The organism is Mycoplasma enhydrae, assembly GCF_017116825.1.
Lineage (GTDB): Bacteria > Bacillota_I > Bacilli_A > Mycoplasmatales > Metamycoplasmataceae > Metamycoplasma > Metamycoplasma enhydrae.
The window spans coordinates 197,456-216,083 of the sequence record NZ_JAFIRD010000001.1; the positions used below are offsets into that span (position 1 = coordinate 197,456).

Annotated in this window: 20 protein-coding genes; 8 read left to right on the forward strand and 12 right to left on the reverse strand. The window is 27.2% G+C overall.

The genetic code is table 4. The features are described 5' to 3' along the window. Positions 1 to 78: 78 nt before the first annotated feature. Both JXZ91_RS00875 and mutM read right to left on the reverse strand, forming a co-directional pair. Positions 79 to 309, reverse strand: coding sequence for a Smr/MutS family protein (locus JXZ91_RS00875; RefSeq protein WP_205851127.1), 231 nt, complete (start codon positions 307 to 309; stop codon positions 79 to 81). Positions 310 to 311: 2 nt separating this feature from the next. Further along, entirely contained in the window at positions 312 to 1,136 is an 825-nt protein-coding gene (gene mutM / locus JXZ91_RS00880; protein ID WP_205851128.1) for a DNA-formamidopyrimidine glycosylase, read from the reverse strand. Between the two features lie 43 nt (positions 1,137 to 1,179). Between mutM and JXZ91_RS00885 the strand changes: the two genes are divergently transcribed. Together JXZ91_RS00885 and JXZ91_RS00890 are read left to right on the forward strand one after the other, a co-directional pair. Further along, entirely contained in the window at positions 1,180 to 1,647 is a 468-nt protein-coding gene (locus tag JXZ91_RS00885) for an L-threonylcarbamoyladenylate synthase (RefSeq protein WP_205851129.1), read from the forward strand. A 1-nt stretch (position 1,648) separates the two neighbouring features. Further along, positions 1,649 to 2,101 carry an RpiB/LacA/LacB family sugar-phosphate isomerase gene (locus JXZ91_RS00890; RefSeq protein WP_205851130.1) on the forward strand — a complete coding sequence of 151 codons (453 nt, stop codon included), beginning with the start codon at positions 1,649 to 1,651 and terminating at the stop codon, positions 2,099 to 2,101. A gap of 95 nt (positions 2,102 to 2,196) precedes the next feature. On the opposite strand, the gene JXZ91_RS00895 is transcribed toward JXZ91_RS00890, so the two are convergent. The 10 genes from JXZ91_RS00895 to gmk form a co-directional block, all read right to left on the reverse strand. Next, a complete protein-coding gene (locus JXZ91_RS00895) occupies positions 2,197 to 3,474 on the reverse strand; it encodes a DUF2130 domain-containing protein (protein WP_205851131.1) in 1,278 nt (425 codons plus the stop codon). Between the two features lie 20 nt (positions 3,475 to 3,494). Beyond that, the gene (locus JXZ91_RS00900) at positions 3,495 to 4,877 is read right to left on the reverse strand and encodes a DUF2179 domain-containing protein (protein ID WP_205851132.1); all 1,383 of its coding nucleotides are present in this window, start codon (positions 4,875 to 4,877) and stop codon (positions 3,495 to 3,497) included. Between the two features lie 116 nt (positions 4,878 to 4,993). After that, complete coding sequence (gene rplT, locus JXZ91_RS00905) at positions 4,994 to 5,356, reverse strand: 50S ribosomal protein L20 (RefSeq protein WP_373422507.1); 363 nt, start codon at positions 5,354 to 5,356, stop codon at positions 4,994 to 4,996. A gap of 24 nt (positions 5,357 to 5,380) precedes the next feature. Continuing rightward, positions 5,381 to 5,569 carry a 50S ribosomal protein L35 gene (gene rpmI, locus JXZ91_RS00910; protein WP_205851134.1) on the reverse strand — a complete coding sequence of 63 codons (189 nt, stop codon included), beginning with the start codon at positions 5,567 to 5,569 and terminating at the stop codon, positions 5,381 to 5,383. A gap of 1 nt (position 5,570) precedes the next feature. Beyond that, the gene (infC, locus tag JXZ91_RS00915) at positions 5,571 to 6,254 is read right to left on the reverse strand and encodes a translation initiation factor IF-3 (protein ID WP_241006051.1); all 684 of its coding nucleotides are present in this window, start codon (positions 6,252 to 6,254) and stop codon (positions 5,571 to 5,573) included. 124 nt (positions 6,255 to 6,378) lie between these two features. Further along, a complete protein-coding gene (locus JXZ91_RS00920) occupies positions 6,379 to 7,026 on the reverse strand; it encodes a ribulose-phosphate 3-epimerase (RefSeq protein WP_205851135.1) in 648 nt (215 codons plus the stop codon). 8 nt (positions 7,027 to 7,034) lie between these two features. Continuing rightward, complete coding sequence (gene rsgA / locus JXZ91_RS00925) at positions 7,035 to 7,883, reverse strand: ribosome small subunit-dependent GTPase A (protein WP_205851136.1); 849 nt, start codon at positions 7,881 to 7,883, stop codon at positions 7,035 to 7,037. Positions 7,884 to 7,916: 33 nt separating this feature from the next. Further along, the gene (locus JXZ91_RS00930; RefSeq protein ID WP_205851137.1) at positions 7,917 to 8,927 is read right to left on the reverse strand and encodes a serine/threonine-protein kinase; all 1,011 of its coding nucleotides are present in this window, start codon (positions 8,925 to 8,927) and stop codon (positions 7,917 to 7,919) included. Between the two features lie 4 nt (positions 8,928 to 8,931). Continuing rightward, on the reverse strand, positions 8,932 to 9,678 hold the full coding sequence (locus JXZ91_RS00935; RefSeq protein ID WP_205851138.1) for a PP2C family protein-serine/threonine phosphatase: 747 nt from the start codon (positions 9,676 to 9,678) through the stop codon (positions 8,932 to 8,934). Between the two features lie 6 nt (positions 9,679 to 9,684). After that, on the reverse strand, positions 9,685 to 10,308 hold the full coding sequence (gene gmk / locus JXZ91_RS00940) for a guanylate kinase (RefSeq protein ID WP_205851139.1): 624 nt from the start codon (positions 10,306 to 10,308) through the stop codon (positions 9,685 to 9,687). A 298-nt stretch (positions 10,309 to 10,606) separates the two neighbouring features. Here gmk and JXZ91_RS00945 point away from each other — a divergent pair, with 298 nt between their 5' ends. The 6 genes from JXZ91_RS00945 to JXZ91_RS00970 all read left to right on the forward strand — a co-directional run bounded on the left by JXZ91_RS00945 (position 10,607) and on the right by JXZ91_RS00970 (position 18,606). Further along, complete coding sequence (locus JXZ91_RS00945; protein WP_205851140.1) at positions 10,607 to 12,664, forward strand: MYPU_1760 family metalloprotease; 2,058 nt, start codon at positions 10,607 to 10,609, stop codon at positions 12,662 to 12,664. 143 nt (positions 12,665 to 12,807) lie between these two features. Further along, positions 12,808 to 14,016, forward strand: coding sequence for a hypothetical protein (locus JXZ91_RS00950; RefSeq protein WP_205851141.1), 1,209 nt, complete (start codon positions 12,808 to 12,810; stop codon positions 14,014 to 14,016). A 112-nt stretch (positions 14,017 to 14,128) separates the two neighbouring features. Beyond that, the gene (fmt, locus tag JXZ91_RS03580; protein WP_205851142.1) at positions 14,129 to 14,983 is read left to right on the forward strand and encodes a methionyl-tRNA formyltransferase; all 855 of its coding nucleotides are present in this window, start codon (positions 14,129 to 14,131) and stop codon (positions 14,981 to 14,983) included. Then, positions 14,973 to 15,632: a uracil-DNA glycosylase gene (locus JXZ91_RS00960; RefSeq protein ID WP_205851143.1), complete on the forward strand. Its 660-nt coding sequence runs from the start codon at positions 14,973 to 14,975 to the stop codon at positions 15,630 to 15,632. The genes fmt and JXZ91_RS00960 overlap by 11 nt, the downstream gene beginning before the upstream one ends. Before the next feature lie 208 nt (positions 15,633 to 15,840). Continuing rightward, positions 15,841 to 17,217, forward strand: coding sequence for a M17 family metallopeptidase (locus JXZ91_RS00965; protein ID WP_205851144.1), 1,377 nt, complete (start codon positions 15,841 to 15,843; stop codon positions 17,215 to 17,217). 12 nt (positions 17,218 to 17,229) lie between these two features. Then, complete coding sequence (locus tag JXZ91_RS00970) at positions 17,230 to 18,606, forward strand: M17 family metallopeptidase (protein WP_205851145.1); 1,377 nt, start codon at positions 17,230 to 17,232, stop codon at positions 18,604 to 18,606. Positions 18,607 to 18,628 lie beyond the last annotated feature (22 nt).

Here is an 18,628-nt window from a genome sequence, read left to right on the forward strand (position 1 = left end):
GCCGGCTTTTTTAAAATGAATTATTAAGTGTTTAGTGGCGATTACAGTGTTTTGTATAAAATAGCTGTAATTAAGTTTTTATCTTTTATATACTCTTATCAATGCTTGTCTAGGATTAGGGAATTCATAACGCTTGCCATGTTGTTCAATAATATCTATAACAGTGTGCTTTATAATTCCTTGACCATTACCCACAATTATGTCAACATACTCATATCAACCGCTTTGTTCTAGGCTAAATAAAGCGTTTTCTACTTTAAGTGTTGCTTCTATTGAATCTTTGCCATGTAAATCAATTTCAAATCCCATATTTAATATTCCTTTTGACAATTAGAACATAAATATGTTCCTCTGCCATTTATTTTAATTTTTGTTGTTTCATTTTTACAAATTAAACAATTTTTAATTTTGTCACTATGAATTTGCAAGTAGTTTTGATATGAACCAATTTGTTTATTTAGACTTTCATAACTATGGATAGTTGTTCCACCAAATTGATAGCTTTTTTCCATAATCTTAGCACCATTATCAATTATTTCTTTCAGCTTTGTTATAGGTATATTTTTGGCCTTAGTAGCTGGATGGATCTTAGAGGCAAAAAGAGCTTCATCAACATATATATTACCTAATCCTGCCACTAATGTTTGGTCTAATAATTTTGTTTTAATAGCAGTTGTAGATTTAGAAATTTCTTTATATAAGTCTTCAATATTTATTTGAGAAGGCTCAGGTGCTAATTTAGATAGTGGTAAAGTTGCATTTCAGTTTATATTGTTTCTTAAATATAATGTCCCAAACATTCTACTATCTAAATAGTGTAATTCAGTTCCATCATTAAAGATAAATTTTGCCATTGTGTGTTTGTGGTTTTTAGTCTTTTGTTCAAAGAATCGGTATTTACCCTCCATTCGAAGATGAGATATTAAAACACCATCATTATTAAAATGAAAAATGATGTATTTACCCTTATTTTCAATGTTTTTTATAGTTGAATTAATTAATTTTTGTCTAAAAGTTTCAATTGGTTTTTCTTTAAATAATTTAGGCTTTAAAATTTCTAATTCAGCAATAGTCTTATTTAAAATTTTTTCTTTCAGGGCTTTAATAACAACTCTAACTTCTGGTAATTCTGGCATAGTATTATTATATATCTTTTTAGTATATTGGTATAATAAGAATATGACTAAGAAGTACAATAAATTGTTTATTTCAACCACTGATACCGTGCTAGGAATTGGTGGTCCTGTAAATAAAGAAACAGAAGATTTAATATATCAAATCAAGGGTAGAGATCGTAATAAAAAACTAATTATTTTAGTGGCTACAATTAAACAAGCACGTCAATTTAAACAATGAAATTCTAAGGCTGAAGAATATGCTAAAAAACATTGACCTGGAGCTATTACACTTGTTGTAAATGACCAGGGTTTTAGAATGCCAAACCAAAAGGAATTACTAAGTTTTTTAGAGAAAAATGGGCCTGTTTATATGTCTAGTTGCAACCTATCAAATGCACCTATATGTAAATCAATTGAAAATGCTAAAGTTATTTTTCCAGAAATAACTCAAGTATACAATTTTGGCGAAATGTCACAAGTACCAAGTCAAATTATTAGAGTAGAAGATGGAGAAGTATTAAGGAGTTAATATGATAGTTAAAATAACTAGTGACCATGGTGGACATGAAGCCAAAATAAAATTAGCAAAACATTTAAAAGATAATGGTTATCAGGTTGAATTATTTGGTTCAAACGATTCAAGTACATCTATATCATATGCTGATGTAGGAATTGAATTTGCTAATGAAGTAAAAAAATCACCAGAAGCAAGCAATATCAAATATGTTGCTTTTTGTGGTTCAGGAATTGGAATATCAATTGCTTTAAATAGATTTAAACATATTCGTTGTGCACGGGTGTCCAATGAAGAAGAAGCTAGACTAGCAAAAGCACATAACAATGCTAATATTCTTTGTATGAGTGGCCGTTTATTAGATGATAAGAGTGTTCAAAATATGTTTCACGCTTGAGAAAAAGAAGTATTTGAAGAGGGAAGACACATTCCTAGAATAGAAAAATTAAAGGAAGTTGGTGAAGAGTAGCATTTGCTACTTTTTTTACTGCAAAATAAAATTTTATATTTGAATTTTGACATAAAAAATATCTATTGCTTTGGTTTTACAATAGATATTTTGGATTATTTTTTGTCTGCTTGTTTAATTAATTCTGCTATTGAAGGAGCGTTTTTTGTAAGTTTTCTAACGGTGATGTCGTCAACTTTATTATTAGCAGTAGACAGTTGTTTTTTTGTTTTTAAAAGGCCTTCTCTTGTTGCTTCTAGATCCTTAATTGACTTATCAATTTTATCAATAACATTATCAAAGTGTTTGTTGGCTAACTCTACGTTTTTTGAAAAACCTTCTTTAGCAGCTGCTAAATTTTCAGAGAAATTTGCAAAGTCTAAATTTGCTCGCTTATTTTCAATAATTTCTCTTTTATCATCAATGGATTTTAGACCAATATTTCTTAATAAATTAATTAGAGCGATAAAGTTATTAGGTCTTATTACATATAAGTTTGGCATGTCTTTTGTTGAAGCATCATAAATTCCACTATTATATGTATCATTTTCTGGTTCTAGCATTGAAACTAAAACTGCATATTCACAACGCTTTTTATCTCTATCATTTGAAAGCTTTCTGAAGAAGTCCTCATTTTTCTTTTTATTAGTACTATTTTCACTTTCATTTTTCATTTCAAACATGATAGAAACAAATTCTATACCATCATCTGTTGTTTCTCTAAAAACAAAATCACCTTTAGTCCCTTCTAAAACATCATTGTCTTTTGCAAATATTGCATTTTTAAGATTGGGTCTTAAATATTGGTTGTAAGTATTTAAACAATGTTGTTCTAAATCTTCACCAATTAGTTTTATAGAAAGAGAAAGTTTGTGTTCTCTTAATCTAGCAAGTTCTTTTTCTAAATCTTCTTTTTCTTGTTTAGATTTTTCTTTAATAGCATTAAATTCTGACTTAAGTTCATTATATTTTTGAATCTGAATATTTATTTGACTGTCAATTTCCAATTTCTTAGAATCATCATAGTTTTTTAGTTTTGATTCTAGGTTTTGAATTTTTGTTTGTTTTTCTAAAATTTGACCATTAAATTCTTTTTCTTGAGCATTTAATAATTTTTCTTGCTCTAGTCTTAAGTTTTCTCTGGTTGTTTTAAGTTGTAATTGAAGATCATTAATGATATTTTGATATTCACTTTTAATTTCTTGTTTAGTAGCAGCTATATTATTTTGGTTTTCTTGTTTTAAAAGTTCAATTGCTCTTCGGTGGTTTTGTGCTTCTTCATCTATGATTTCTTGTTTAAAAGTTTTAGAAACCTGTGAAACAATAGATTCATAATGATCTTGAGTGATTTCAAATTCTTCTTGACATTTTGGACATTTTATTTTTCTATTCATCTTAACTCCTTATTTTTATTTTAAGATTCAACTTTAGAAGTATTAAATTTACCAATAATATTATGTACTCTTGTTACAGTAATTCAAGCTTCTAAATCGGCTAGTAAAATCTCGTTTTTAATCATATTCTGTTCAAGATAAAGGGCAAATGTCTCAATTTTATAAGTATCAGTATTAGTATATCCACCAGTTATTTTAGCAATATTGTAACCATGTCAGTATTGAATATTCTTAAAGTGTTGGATGATTTTGTCAGGGTTTTTGGTATATATTGAAATTTTTATTTTTCTATATTTAGGGAAGATTAGTTCTATAAATGAAGTGTACATAAATACATATGCTACTGAACATAAAATTCTTAGTAATAATGAAGCTACATTTAAAGGTCTATCAGCTTTAATTCCAGCTATTTCAACAGCTGTTATAACTAGAATTGAAAATGCTCCGAAACATAAAGCCACTATTGTTGAAATGCTTCCGACACTTTTTTGTTTAACACGTGAAATATAATAAACTATAAAATCTCCTCCTGCTGTAGAAGCCGAATTTTTTCAAGCTATTCCACCTGCTATACCTGCCATAGAAGCTCCTATAATTGTATAAACTATAATTGGTCATGTAGGATTTGGAAAACCAGATTGAACTGCAGTATAGAATTTTTTAAGTTGGTCCAATTGGATTTGATTTATTACCTTAATCATACCTAATTCATGGCTCACATTAGCACTTAAGATATATATTCCGCTTGGATTTGAAGGATTTGTTTCAATTCATTTAAATAATTCTTTATATGTTGTTGAATAACTACCGTAAACATCTCAAGGCACTAAAACTTTAAAACTATTAGCCCCATCTTTTACAGGTGAATATCAGTTAACATAGTATATTGATATTTTTTGGAAAAAGAACCCGGCAGGTCCAATTAATAATATTGATTGAAATAATACTTGTCATAATAATCAATAAGTAGTAAGAATCATGAAGAGTCTGGAGTTCTTTTTTCAAAAGAAAATAATCAATGGTAAATTAATTGCAAAATAAATATAAGCAAAATATGGTGCTGTTGCAGACACTGTAAAAGTTAATGATTGAACAATAGCTGAAACTCCAGTGGCAACAGTAGCTGCTTTTGCTAGAAATGTGGCAATAGCTACGTTATATAAGATAGCTGAAATAAACACCATAAGCATTTTTTTAGGAAACTTTTTTCAGACATTAAAAAAGTTAACTCCATATCTATTTAACTCAGTAATTGGTGTAGCTTTTTTCCCGCTAGCTTTTCTAATTTTTCTTTGTTTAACTAAGGCTCGATATTCTTCTGTTTTGATTTGATTTTGTGTATCTGTACCAATATTAACTGGTACTTCAGTTTTTAGTTCTTTATCATCTTTTTTATCACTCATAAACCCTCCATTTGATTAATCTATGAAAATAATAGCAAAATTTTATTTTTTATTTTTATTATCTTAATTTTTGACATAAAAAAGCGACTGTGCTAATTTTTCAGTCGCTATTTTGATTATTTTGATGATAAAGCTTTCTTAGCAGATTCAACGATTGTTGCAAATGAAGTTGGGTAATTAATTGCTAATTCTGAAAGCATTTTTCTGTTTATATTAATATTTGCTGCTTTTAAGCCTTCGATTAATCTTGAGTATGTAATACCGTTGATTCTTGATGCAGCATTAATACGTGCGATTCAAAGTTTTCGAAATTCACGTTTTAGTTGTTTTCTATCTCTAAAAGCATATGTTCATGACTTAACAACAGCTTGCTTAGCTACTTTGTAACCAATTGATTTGTGTCCTCAGTAACCTTTAGCTAATTTTAGTCATTTTCCACGTCTTTTTCTTGTAACTGTTCCACCTCTTGTACGCATAATAATTCCTTTCTATTTAATGATTAATTAAATTAATTCTTTATATCTTTTGAAATCAGATGCTGAAAGCTTTGAAGATTTACGAGATTGACGTTTTTGTTTTGTTGTTTTATTTTGAGCTAAATGTGAACGATATGCATTTCCACGTTTTACTTTACCGGTAGCGGTTATTTTAATCCTTTTCTTTAAACCGCTTTTGGTTTTCATTTTTGGCATGTTATTCTCCTTGTTTGTCTGAAGGTTCGTTATTTTGTTTGTTTAAAGCATCAACTTTACGCTTGTCTTTTTCAATATACATATCTAAAAAACGTTCATTAACTAAAGTTGCTTCTTTTGAAATCTTTGCTATATCTTCAACCAGGGCATAGAATTTTCGAAGTATTTCTTCGCCTAATTCAATTCTTGCACGTTCTCTTCCTCTAAATTTAACAGAAATTTTGATTCTGTTACCTTCTAATATAAATTCACGAGTTTTACGTGCTTTTGTTTCTAAATCATGATCCCCAATAAGTGGAGTTAATCTAATTTCACGATTTATTGTTTTTGATTGCTTTTCCTTAACTTCTTTTTGTTTTTTCTTACGGTCATATTTAAATTTTCCATAATCCAATATTCTTGTAATTGGCTTATTGTTTTCAATCGAAATAAGAACCAAATCCATATTATATTCAGCTGCTTTATCCAATGCTTCTGCTTTGGTTAAAACACCTATTTTTTCATTTTCTGGCCCTAAAACAAAAACTTTCTTGTAAGGAATAGCATTGTTTACAACGTGCTCTGATTTTGGTCTTCTGTTTTGATTACCTGCAAAGTTTGAGTTATTTTGTGATATAACTTCCTCCTTAAATAAAATAAAAAAGTGGTTTATCCACTTCCCTAAACTACAAAATAAACATATCAAGATCTTTATGTGTAGCGACCCAGCAAAAAATCACTTAGGTGAGAAATGAATCTTCTTATTGCTATTAAAAGCATTTAAATTATATCTTATTTTTTTTATTTGTTGTTTTTATTATTAATAATTTCTAATCAAGTAATTCTTCAACAGTTTTTTTTGAAAAATTGTTAACTAAATATGAACCAACTACAGCCACATCAACACCTGCTTCAAAGCATTTTTTGATGTTGTGTTGCTTAACACCGCCATCAACTTCTATGATTGTTTTTAGGTTGTTTTTATCTATATATTTTCTTAAATTTGAAATTTTATTATATGAATCTTCAATAAAACTTTGGCCACCTAAACCTGGATTTACACTCATAACTAAAATTAGTGATAAATCTTTTAGATAATTTATTATTTCTTTTTCATTAGTATTAGGATTAATTGCTAATCCCAACTTTACATTATCATGTTTAGCTTTATTAATTAATTCTTCCAATGTTTGTTTATTCATTGCTTCATAATGAAAAATTAATAAGCCTTTATGTTTTGAATAAATGTTGTAATATTGGAAAACATCTTTAACCATTAAATGAAATTCAATTTCATGTTTTTTAGCTTTGCTAATAGTTTCAAGAATTAAATTTTCTGGAATACCCTTATTTGGAACAAAACAACCATCCATTACATCATAATGGATTCTTTTGACACCTCAGTCAACAAGGGTATTAATATAATCTAAAAATTCTTCATGTTTTACATCTAAAACTGAAGGACTAATTTGTTTCATGTTTCTCCTTAATAAAGTGGACCTATCATTCTTTCTAGGAAACTGACATAGTTAGCATATCTTTCTTTCTTAATTTTGCCAGATTCAACTTGTTTTTTAACTTCACAGTCTTCTAATTTTTCATGATGATGTCTACAACTACGATATTTGCAATCTAACGATGCTTTTCTAAAAGCACTAAAGGCAGTGGGCATTTCGTCTATTGTCAAATCGAATTCAATTGAAGAAAATCCAGGAGTATCAATAATTTCTCCTCCATTAAAATCAATTAAACTAACTTCTCGCGTAGTGTGTTTTCCTCTATTTAAAGCTTTTGAAATTGCTTGTGTTTCAAAATTTGTATTGGCCAAATAATTTATTAGAGTTGTTTTACCAACACCTGTTTGACCTACAAAAAAACTAGTTTTGTGCTTAAAAATTTCTTTTAAACCTTCAAAGCCATCTTGAGTTTCATAGTTGATTTCAAAAACTTTATACCCTTGGTCTTTATAAAAATTAATTTTTGAATTTGAGGTTAAATCTTTTTTGGTTAAAACAATTATTGGCTCTACTCCCTTGCTTTCAATGATAATTAAAAATTTATCAACCAACAAGGAACTAAAATCAGGTTCAACTAATGACATGACAACAATTGCTTGATCCACATTGGCAATTTTAGGTCTTATAAAGAAATTTTTTCTTCCCAGAATTCGATGAATAAAACTTCCTTTTTCAAATTCTACATTGTCGCCCACAATGGGTTTCATGTCTAAAAGTCTTAGTTTGCCACTACCACGAACACGATATACTTTTTTGTCTTCAAAAGATTTTATGTCATAAAATCCCGCGACTGATTTGACGATTTTTCCTACTTCCATATTCCTACCTTAAATAATTTAAATATTATTTAATTATATTATACCTTTGATAACTAATACTAATATGGTAGTAACAATTGCTAAAGTTAAGACAACAATTATTGAAATTGTCACCTTTGCTGATAATTTTTTTGACTTTTTAGAACCAGCATTTTTGCCGTCCTTATCAAGTCTAAGTCTTTTTTCTAAACTTGCTTGCGGACTTAAACACTTATTTAAATCTTTTAAAATCTCAACACAATTGTTATATCTTAAATTAGGATCTTTAGCTGTACAACGAATGATTATGTTTTCAACAGCTTGAGGAATTGAAGAACCAACACCTTCCAAAGGAGGAATTTTTTGGTTAACTTGTAAATATAAAATTGATTGCTCTTCTGAACCTTGAAATGGCGGATGTCCAGCTAACATTTCATACATGATAATACCAAACGAATATATATCGCTTTTAACTGAAGCTCTGGCAGTACGGGTCAAAAGTTCAGGCGCGATATATTGAATTGAACCTACAACTTTGTTATCAGCTGTAACACGTACACTTTCATCGGCAATAGAAATACCAAAGTCAATTAGTTTAACGGTATTAGTAATATTTTGAATTAAAACATTACTTGGTTTCAAGTCACGATGAATAACATTTGCATTATGGATATCAATTAGCCCTTGGCAAATTTCTTTTAAAATTCTAATAGCTTCATCAATTGGAATTTTTGTATTTTTAGCTATCAAGCTTTTTAAGTCTATTCCTTTAATTAATTCCATTGCATAATATGATTCATTTTCACTAACATAGTAGCCTAACATACGCACAACATTATTTGATCTAATTTTTTGCAAGACATTACATTCATTTTTGAAACGAATTTGATTAGTGGCTTTTTTAGTTGCATCTGGGACCGTTAAAATCTTAACGGCAACTTTTTTGTTTGTACCATTATTAATATAACTGGCTGAATATACTTCACCATATCCGCCTCTTCCTATCAGCTCAAAATTTTCAAAATGCTGATTAACATTTTTATATTTTTTTAATTTCTTCTCCATAATACTAAATCTCCACTATCACTACTGTTAAGTTGTCTTTTGATGCATTCTTTTTAGCAACACTAATTAATTTATTTGCTTTTTTTTCTAAGTCTAGTTTTTCGTCTTGCAAAATTTGTTCCATGGCTGGTTTTTCCATATAATCATGTATACCATCGGAAGTAAGCACAAAGTATTTAACATCCTCGCTACCTTTAAGTAAAAAACCATCACATTTTGGTTTTTTATTAGGTCCTAGGCAACTGACCAATTTATCAGCATCAGGATGTAATTTAGCTAAATCAGGTGAAACTATTTTATATCTCATTAATTCGTGTAATAAGTTTTGGTCAGTTGTAACTTGATATAAAAAACCATTATATGCATATGTTCTTGAATCGCCTATATTAAAAATATAGGTTTGCTTATTTAAATTGAAAATTAGGGCAGCTGTAAGTGTAGTGCCCATATCTTGCAACTCTTCATTTTCTTTAACTATTTCCTGAAGTGATTTTTTAATAAAACTAATTGCATTGTTAAATCATTTACTAATGTATTTTCGATTATTAAAATCAACATTTACATCAAATTTTGTTTGAAAATATTCAAACAGAAATTCAATTGATTTTGTTGAACAAATTGAACCGCCAAAATGTCCACCCATTCCATCACATAATACAGCTAATGTTCAGTCTCCTAAAAAAGAAATTGAAGCACTATCTTGGTTTTCTGATCGATATTTTCCTTTATCACTTTTAACAATGTATTTCATTAAAAATTATGCCTTTCTGCCAGCTTCGCCTTTATTTTTTTCATATATAATGTTTGAAAAATTTTCTTTTATTATTGCTGTTATTTTACTTAGTGTTTCTTCTACAGAATTATTAACAACAACATAATCAAAAAGATTAGATAAAGCAATTTCTTCTCTTGCTTTTTTTAGTCTTTTAGTAATTAATTCTTCAGTTTCTGTTTTTCTGCCTTCAATTCTTCTTTCTAGTTCAGATAATGATGGAGGCATCAAGAATATTGAACAAATTTCATGCTCTCTTTTTTCTTGTTTATATTTTTCAAGAATTTGTTTAGCACCGTTTGTTTCAATTTCTAAAAAAGGAATTTTACCTGATTCATAAATGTGTGCAATTTCAGAACGCAGTGTTCCATAATAATTATCAAAATGTTTAGAATGTTCTAATAATCTTTCTTCTGCAACAAATGTTTGAAACATATCATTAGAAATAAAATAATAATGAACTCCATCAATTTCTGATTCTCTTGGAGGTCTTGTTGTTATTGAAACAGAAAGTTTGAGTTTTAATTCCTTATTATCAAATAAAGATTTTTCTATCGTGCCTTTTCCCACACCACTTGGACCTGTAAATATTATTAATTTTTTATCCATAATGCTTATCTCCTTTACAAATTTATTTTTAAAAGTCATAATTTAAGTCAAATTAGTTTATTAATTATAAACCAAATTAACACTTAATAATTTAGTAAATATAATTTTAACTTATTATGTATATAATAGCTTTTATTTAGTGTCATAAAATTAATTCTAACTAAGCATTTTGTTGAACACAGGGTCTTTAACAGTCTCTAATTTTTAGTAAATGGAAAGCAAACTTAAGTACTTGTGTTTAAAATAAAATAACAATAGTATAATTGTGACATAAATTTTATAAGCATGAAAGGATAATATGGAACCAAAGAGAAGCAGAAGCATAGTTGGAAAAGTATTTTTAACACTTTTTATTACTATCATTACTTTAATAGGAATTTCAGTAGGCATTTATTATGGCTACAAGCATATAAGTTCATTAACACAAAATAATCAAAATAACCAAAATAGTCAAAAAAAGGAACCTGATTATTGAGAAGAATCTGAACATAGAAAAGGAATGATAAAGATCTTTAAAGATGAAGATGAAGTAATACATTTTAATGATAAAAAAATCAAAGGAAAGCAAGCTATAAATCCTGATTTTCAATATGGTAATTTAAGTATTAAAGAAAATCCTTTCATTTTTAAATACCCAGATGGCAAGACAGAAAAATTTTATTTTCTTGGAGAAGAAGGTATAACCATATTAAACAATATGTTTATCAAAAGAGGTATCTATGGTCCAGAAATTAATGCTCTAAAAAATGTATACATAAATTTTGAAACTCAAGGTTCTGGCAATGCAAATGGTCTATATTATACTGGAAAACAAGAAATGTACATTTTCCCAAAACTTTTTGTAGAAAATAATGCTATTCAAATCAAAAATACTACTGTTGGTAAAAGAGTAGAAATGGTTTTTGGAACTTTAATGCATGAATATGCACACCACATTGATAATATTTACAACAGATCAACCAAAAAAAATGATATTTTTGCTAATGATGATTTAGTTGAAAACGAGTTAAAAGATGGTCATGATCATGGTGGTAGTTCAAATGGCAAAAGAATAAATAACAATAAATTTATTAATGAATTTAGAGCTAATCTAAATTATCATGACATTAATGACTCTGAACGTTATAAATATATGCGAAACAAAAATGATTTTGAACATTCATCTAACAAAATCCCTGTATATAAAGACATTAGTTCAAATGATTTATTTAGATTAGTTAACTTAAATATTTCTCCTTATGAAAAAAGTCAAATTGAATCTAAACTATATGATGGTAAACATTATTTTACTAATAACTCTAGACAAAAGATTACATACACTGCTCCTGTAGATAAAAAATCAATTGATTATTTATTTTCAATGGCTGAATTATTTCCAAGAGAATTAATAAAACTATCATTAGGTCCAAATGGTGCGTTTTATGATATAAGAAAACCTGAAGAAAACTTCTTATATTTTAAAACTGAAATAAGAAATAATGGTTTTAAAGCGCATTTTAGTGCCATTGGTGATGATGCCCTAAAAACAATTTCATTTTGAAAAAACACATCAGATTGAAACTATATAAATGCGTATGCTCCTAATTGAGTTTTTAAAAATCAAATTGAGCATTTTGTTAGTCAACAAATAAATCACTTAAGTGGTGAATATATTAAACCTTTTCAAGGTGTTGGAGATAAATTTCATAAAGGTCTTTTTAAAGCTTATATAGATTTAATGGGTTGAGGACAATTAATTAGTTTTGCTCATTACAATTTAAATAATAGTAATAGTAATGAAATAAATCTAGGTGGTTATTTCCAATTACCTAAACAAAAAAACATCTACAAAAATAAAGAAGTGGCTTTAATTTTTGTAGCTAAAAACGATCCTACAAATTTCATTAAAAATAATATTGTTTTACAAGATTACAACTTTATAGCTAAAAAACAATGAAATTCAATATACGATGGCTGATCTAAAAAAAATGAACAAGCTAATTATTGAACAGAAAAATGAATATATGGCAATTTATTTAAAGAAGACAGTGAATATGTTTCTTATATAGCTAGAAATATAAATTCTACAGAATTAAACAATAAATTTAAAAACAAACAGTTTGATGTAAAACTATGAATTGATTTTAATGATGATAAAAAATATGATTTAAATGATTCAAGTGAGGTGTTTTCATTATTGAATGATAATAAATATAACAATTTAGGAAATAATTTCTTACAAAAACATAATAATGATAAAAGAGTAATATCACCTTATAGACATTTTGGTACAAAACTGCTTGGTCAAATATATGAAAAATTTGAACTTAGCAAAGATATAGATGGAAAATATTATTACACTTTATTAGAATATTAGTTAACCTATTGGTTAACTTTTTTTAATCCTAAAAAGGCTATAGTTTAGTTATAAACTAAAAACGTTTATAGCAACCTTTTCTTTAATGTTAAAATTTAGATAAAAGAATGTATTTAAATTAATTTGTATGAGCTAAGGAGTATATGAATCAACAATTAAAACAAAATATTGAAGATGCTAAAACAATTCTTTTCAAGAAAACTAAAAATGGTAGAGTCCTTTTATCAAAATTAGTTACTTGAAACTTTCTAACGATTACTTTTAGTGCTATATTAGTAATGGGAATAGTTTTACTAATTGGTAACAAAATAGATGTTAACTATAGAATTCTATTAATTACTTCATTTCTAATAATTTTAAATTTTTATTTTCCTTTGAAGATTATTTTCCTCAAAAAAATAATTCTTTATAAAGACATTAATAATTACAAATTTTTAAAATATTTGGTTCCTTATTTTTATGTTTCATTTCAATATTCATACATAAAAGAAATAAGAAAAAGTATTCTTGAATCAAAAATTGATAAAAGTACTGAACCAAAAATTTTACATATTGCTAAATATTTTGATTATTACAATATATTGGATTATAAATTGACATTATTACATTTTGAAAAAAATAATATACCAATAAATAAATATACCGTTTTGACATACCTAATAAAACAATATAAATTTGATAAAAATTTTGAGGCTTTAAACGTCTTTCTTTCAATAAACAAGTTGAAAAAATCTGAATTAACAAGTATTTTAAAAAATAATAAATTATCAACTTTTTCAATTGCTGAAACAAAAATGGAATATATTTTTTCAATGATGAAAGTCTGTTCTGAAATGAAAGAAAAATCAAAAAAGAATGCCAGGTTTGATGTTATTATTTCAAATGTATTTTCAATTATAAGTCAGCCTCTTTATTACATGATTACAATAATTTATATTTTCTTGTTTATGATTAGATCCTCGAGTCAATTTGCGCGACTCGATGGAACAGAATATGGACCAACTTATATTATTTATCAATATATAATTTTTAAACTTATTTGATTGTCATTAATAATAATTTCAGCAATTGCTTTTTTCATAGTTTTAAAACATTGACAAATGGATAAAAAAACTAAAACAATTTATATGTCTACTTTCATAACACTGCTGTTATTCAATTTGGTCATAACAACATTATTTTGAGTTACATATAATTTAAATTTAAGCAGTAACGTAGAAGCCATATTGACTTTTTTGAGTTTGTTTTGAATTTTGATAATATCTGTCCCTTTTGCTTTTTATTTAAACGCACTAATAAGAATAAATGTTGATTGATATCAAAATTACTACAATATTGAATCAAAAAAATAGGTCAAAATGCAGAGCTTGAGCCAATTAAGCTTTGCATTTTTTTAGTTAAACAAAGGTGCTATTAATTAGTAGATTAGAACTATATTTTGACAATATATAATATAATTTTTTTATGTCAAAAATAAAATTGGTTTTGGCTGGTACAGCCTCTTTTTCTAAAACAATTTTTGAATCACTAATTGAAGATTCAAGATTTGAAGTATGTGCCTTGATAAGCCAACCTAATAAAAAATTATCTCGAGATAAAAAAATCATTGAAACTGAAGTAGCTTCTTTAGCTAAAAAATATAATATTCAATTGTTTCAACCTAATAAAATTAATGAAATTTATGAAGATCTAAAAAATATGCGCTTTGATTTTTTTATAACCGCTAGTTTTGGTCAGTTTGTACCAAATAATATTTTAGAACTAGCTAAAAATTCAAGTCTTAATGTTCATGGTAGTTTATTAGAAAAATATCGAGGGGCAGCACCAATTCAGCATGCTTTATTAAACAATGAAGCTAAAACCGGAATTTCATTAATTTATATGATTAATAAAATGGACGCTGGAGATATTCTTTTTTCACAACAGATTGAAATAAAAAAACATGATACAGCTTTGGAAATATTTGATAAATTAGCACAATTAGCATCTTTAAATCTTGGTAATTGATTAATCAAAATTTATAATGGTGATTTTAAAGCAAAGAAACAAAATGAAGATTTGGTTACTTTTGCACCTAAAATAAAAAATGAAGATGCTGAATTATTTTTAAATGATTCAAAAGAAAAAGCCTTGGCAAAAATTAGAGCATTCAATGACCAACCTGGAGCTTTTATATTTTTTCAAAATAAACGTCTAAAAATTTTTAGAGCTTCAATTGAAAAAATTAGCAGTCCTATATCAATTGATTTTAGTAATGGAAAACTTTATTTAATCGAATATCAATTCGAAGGCAAAAAAAGAGTTAAACATGAATTTTAATTTTCAAGAATTTTTAAAACAAGAAAGTCAAAAAGATTATTTTAAGACTTTATCAAACAAGTTAAAAACTATAGGCTACAACAAAATTTTTCCAAAACAAGAAGAAATTTTTTCGGCTTATGAAAATTTTGATTTTGATAACTTAAAAGTAATTATTATCGGTCAAGACCCTTATCCAACAAAAGGAGTTGCAAATGGTCTGGCATTTTCTACAAATAGAACTAACACTAAAACTCCAGCTTCATTAAAAAATATTTTTAAAGAAATTAAAAATTCATATCCTAAATCATTATTTTTAGTAAATGATTTAAGCTATTGAAAAAGTCAAGGTGTTTTATTGATTAATAACATTCTAACTGTCGAAGAATCAAAACCTTTAGCACACAAAAATTTTGGTTGAGAAATATTTAATCATAATTTCTTAAAAACTATAAGTGGTATTAAAAAGAACATTATATTTTTGATAATGGGTGAATATGCTAATGGTGTTATAAAAAATATTGATTTGTCTAATCATATAGTATTTAAAACTTCTCATCCTTCTCCTTTAAGTTGCAGCCGAAACTTTTTAAACACTAATGTATTTTTAAAGATAAATGAAAAACTTAAAAAGTTAAGTAAGAAAGAAATTGATTGAAATACCAAATAATCATTTATTACAAATGTTCTTTTAAAAACAAAGAATTATTACCTAAGTTTATTTGAATTGCATATCAGGCAAATTACAAAATTGTGCTTGGTATTTTTAATTATTTTTAAGGTTTTTTTGATTTTGTTTAAAGCTAAAAAATTAAAGTTTCTATAAATTATAATTAAAGATTATAATAATAACAATTACAAAATAAAGAAAGGACCATATGAGTATAAAATATAATAATGTTCGTGATAAAAATATGCTTTTAAGAGCTGCATTTGAAACCAAAGAAATGTGTTCAAGTGTTGCTAAAAAAGATAATTTTATAACCGAATATTTTGATAAAAATGAAGCTTATATTTTTATATCAAAAGAAATAAAAAATTACTATCATTTTTTAAAAGTTGTTGATTCAATAATATTATCAAAAAGAAGAAGTTATCAAATTGACATTGCTTCATTTGCTAATGAAAATATTTCAATTGAAGAAGTGCTAAGAGCATTTATAACAAGATTAGCTTTTCATGAAGCTAAATTATTTAGTTTAAAAGACCAAAAAAAATCAACTAAAAAAGATAAGGAAGAAAAAGTAGAAATATCTCTATTTTTAGAAGATAAAAGTTACACAAAATTTGTTAAAAAATTAACAGTGATTTCAGAATGCGTTTCAAAAGCGCGTGATCTTCAAATTACTCCACCAAATATTGCTACAAGTGAATGAATTGCAAAAGAAATTAAAAAAGATTTTGCTGAAGTTAATGGTTTAAGTATTAATGTATTAAATAAATCTGAAATTGAAAAATTAGGAATGGGTTTATTATTAGCAGTTAATGCTGGCTCTTCACACCAACCTAGAGTTGTTGTTATTCAATATAATGGAAATCCAAAAAGCAAAGAAAAATTTGTTTATGTAGGTAAGGGTATTACATTTGATACTGGAGGTTATAACACCAAGGGATATCACATGGACGGTATGAAATTTGATATGTCAGGTTCTGCTATCGTGGCATATGCAATTAAAGCAATAGCACAATTAGAAATTAAAGCTAATGTGGCAGCAGTAATGATGTTAACTGACAATGCAATCGATACACATGCAACAGTTCCTGAATCAGTTGTTAAATCTATGAGTGGAAAAACTGTAGAAATTACCGACACTGATGCTGAAGGTCGTTTAGTATTAGGTGATGGTCTATATTATGGTGTTAAAAAATTAAATGCAACTTTATTGGTTGATGTGGCTACCTTAACAGGTGCTATGGTTAAAGCATTAGGTGAAACTTATTCTGGAATTTTTGCAACTAAAGATGAAAGATGAGAACTTTTTGAAGAAGCAGCTTGTGTTGCTCATGAAAAAGTATGAAGATTACCATTACATGAAAACTTTCACAAAACAAACAAAGATTCTTTAGTGGCTGATTTAAAAAATTACAATTCAGCTGCCAAAGCTGATTCTAATGCAGCTGCAATGTTTTTAAAAGAATTTACAAATGATGTTGATTTTATTCACTGTGATGTTGCTGGTACTGCAGATAAAAAAGGTATGGGTTTAGGTATATTAGTGTCAACTTTAGTAGAATTAGCAGAAAGACAAAAATAGAAAGGAAACATTATGGAATTAATTAAACAACTTGAAACAAGACGTAATGCTTCAACTTTACTAAAAGCTATTTTTAAGGAAGATAAATTACCACTAAACCTAGTTCAAAAACAAAATGCAATTACCGAGTATATCTCAGAAAATGTAGCTTATGTGTACATGGGTAAAAAAGAAGACATCAAATATGATTCTATTTATGATTTAGCTATAAATTTAGGTCTAAATGCTGCTCGCGATTACCAAATCGACCTAGAATCTTTTGCAGTTGAAAAGAAAATTTGTATCTACAGTGTTACAGATGCTTTTACAAAAGGTATTAACTTTTCAGCAGCTAAATTATTTAACAAAAAAACTGTATACAAAAAAGAAAACAAAAATCAATTATCTTTATACATAAAAGAAACAAACAAAGAATTAATTAACACTTTTGAAAAAGCAAAAATATTAGTAGAAGCTCAAAACTGAGCAAGAAACTTAGGTTTAACACCTCCTAACGAACTAAACTCTGAACAATTAGCAGAAATAACTGAAAAAGAACTAAGACAATACAAAAACCTTTCAATTAATGTTTTAACAAAAAAAGAAATTGAAAAATTAGGAATGGGACTTCTACTTTCAGTTAATAGAGGTTCAACATTTGAACCTAGAGTTGTAGTAATTGAATACACTGGAAATAAAGCATCAAAAGAAAAAACAGTTTTAATTGGTAAGGGTATTACATTTGACTCTGGCGGATATAACATTAAAACTGGCAGATACATGAATGGAATGAAATATGACATGAGTGGTTCTGCAGTAGTTGCTGCAGTAATGAAAGTTGTTGCACAACTTAAACCTAACACAAATGTATCTGCTGTAATGTGTATTACAGATAATAGAGTTAATGGAGATGCATCATTACCTGATTCAGTTTGAACTTCAATGAGCGGAAAAACTGTAGAAGTAAACAACACCGATGCTGAGGGTCGTCTAGTAATGGCCGATGGTTTATATTATGGAGCAACTCATTTAAATGCTACTAGATTAATTGATGTGGCTACATTAACAGGTGCTATGATTATGGCTTTAGGTGATACATACACAGGTGTATGATCAACAAGCGATAAAGGATGACAAGATGTTAAAAGTGCAGCTAAAATTCAAAATGAATTAGTTTGAAGAATGCCTTTAGATGATGAGTATCTAGAATACATGAAAGGTTCATTAGTTGCTGATTTAAAAAACACTGATTTTACAGGAAAAGCTGGTTCTTCATCTGCCGCAATGTTTTTAAAAGAATTTACAAATGGTGTTGAACATATACACTTTGATATTGCAGGAACATGTGATGTTGATGAACAACCTATGTTTGCAATGGTTAAGACAATTTCGGAATTAGTTTTAAAATAATTTTAAAGTCGCCTTTGAGTTT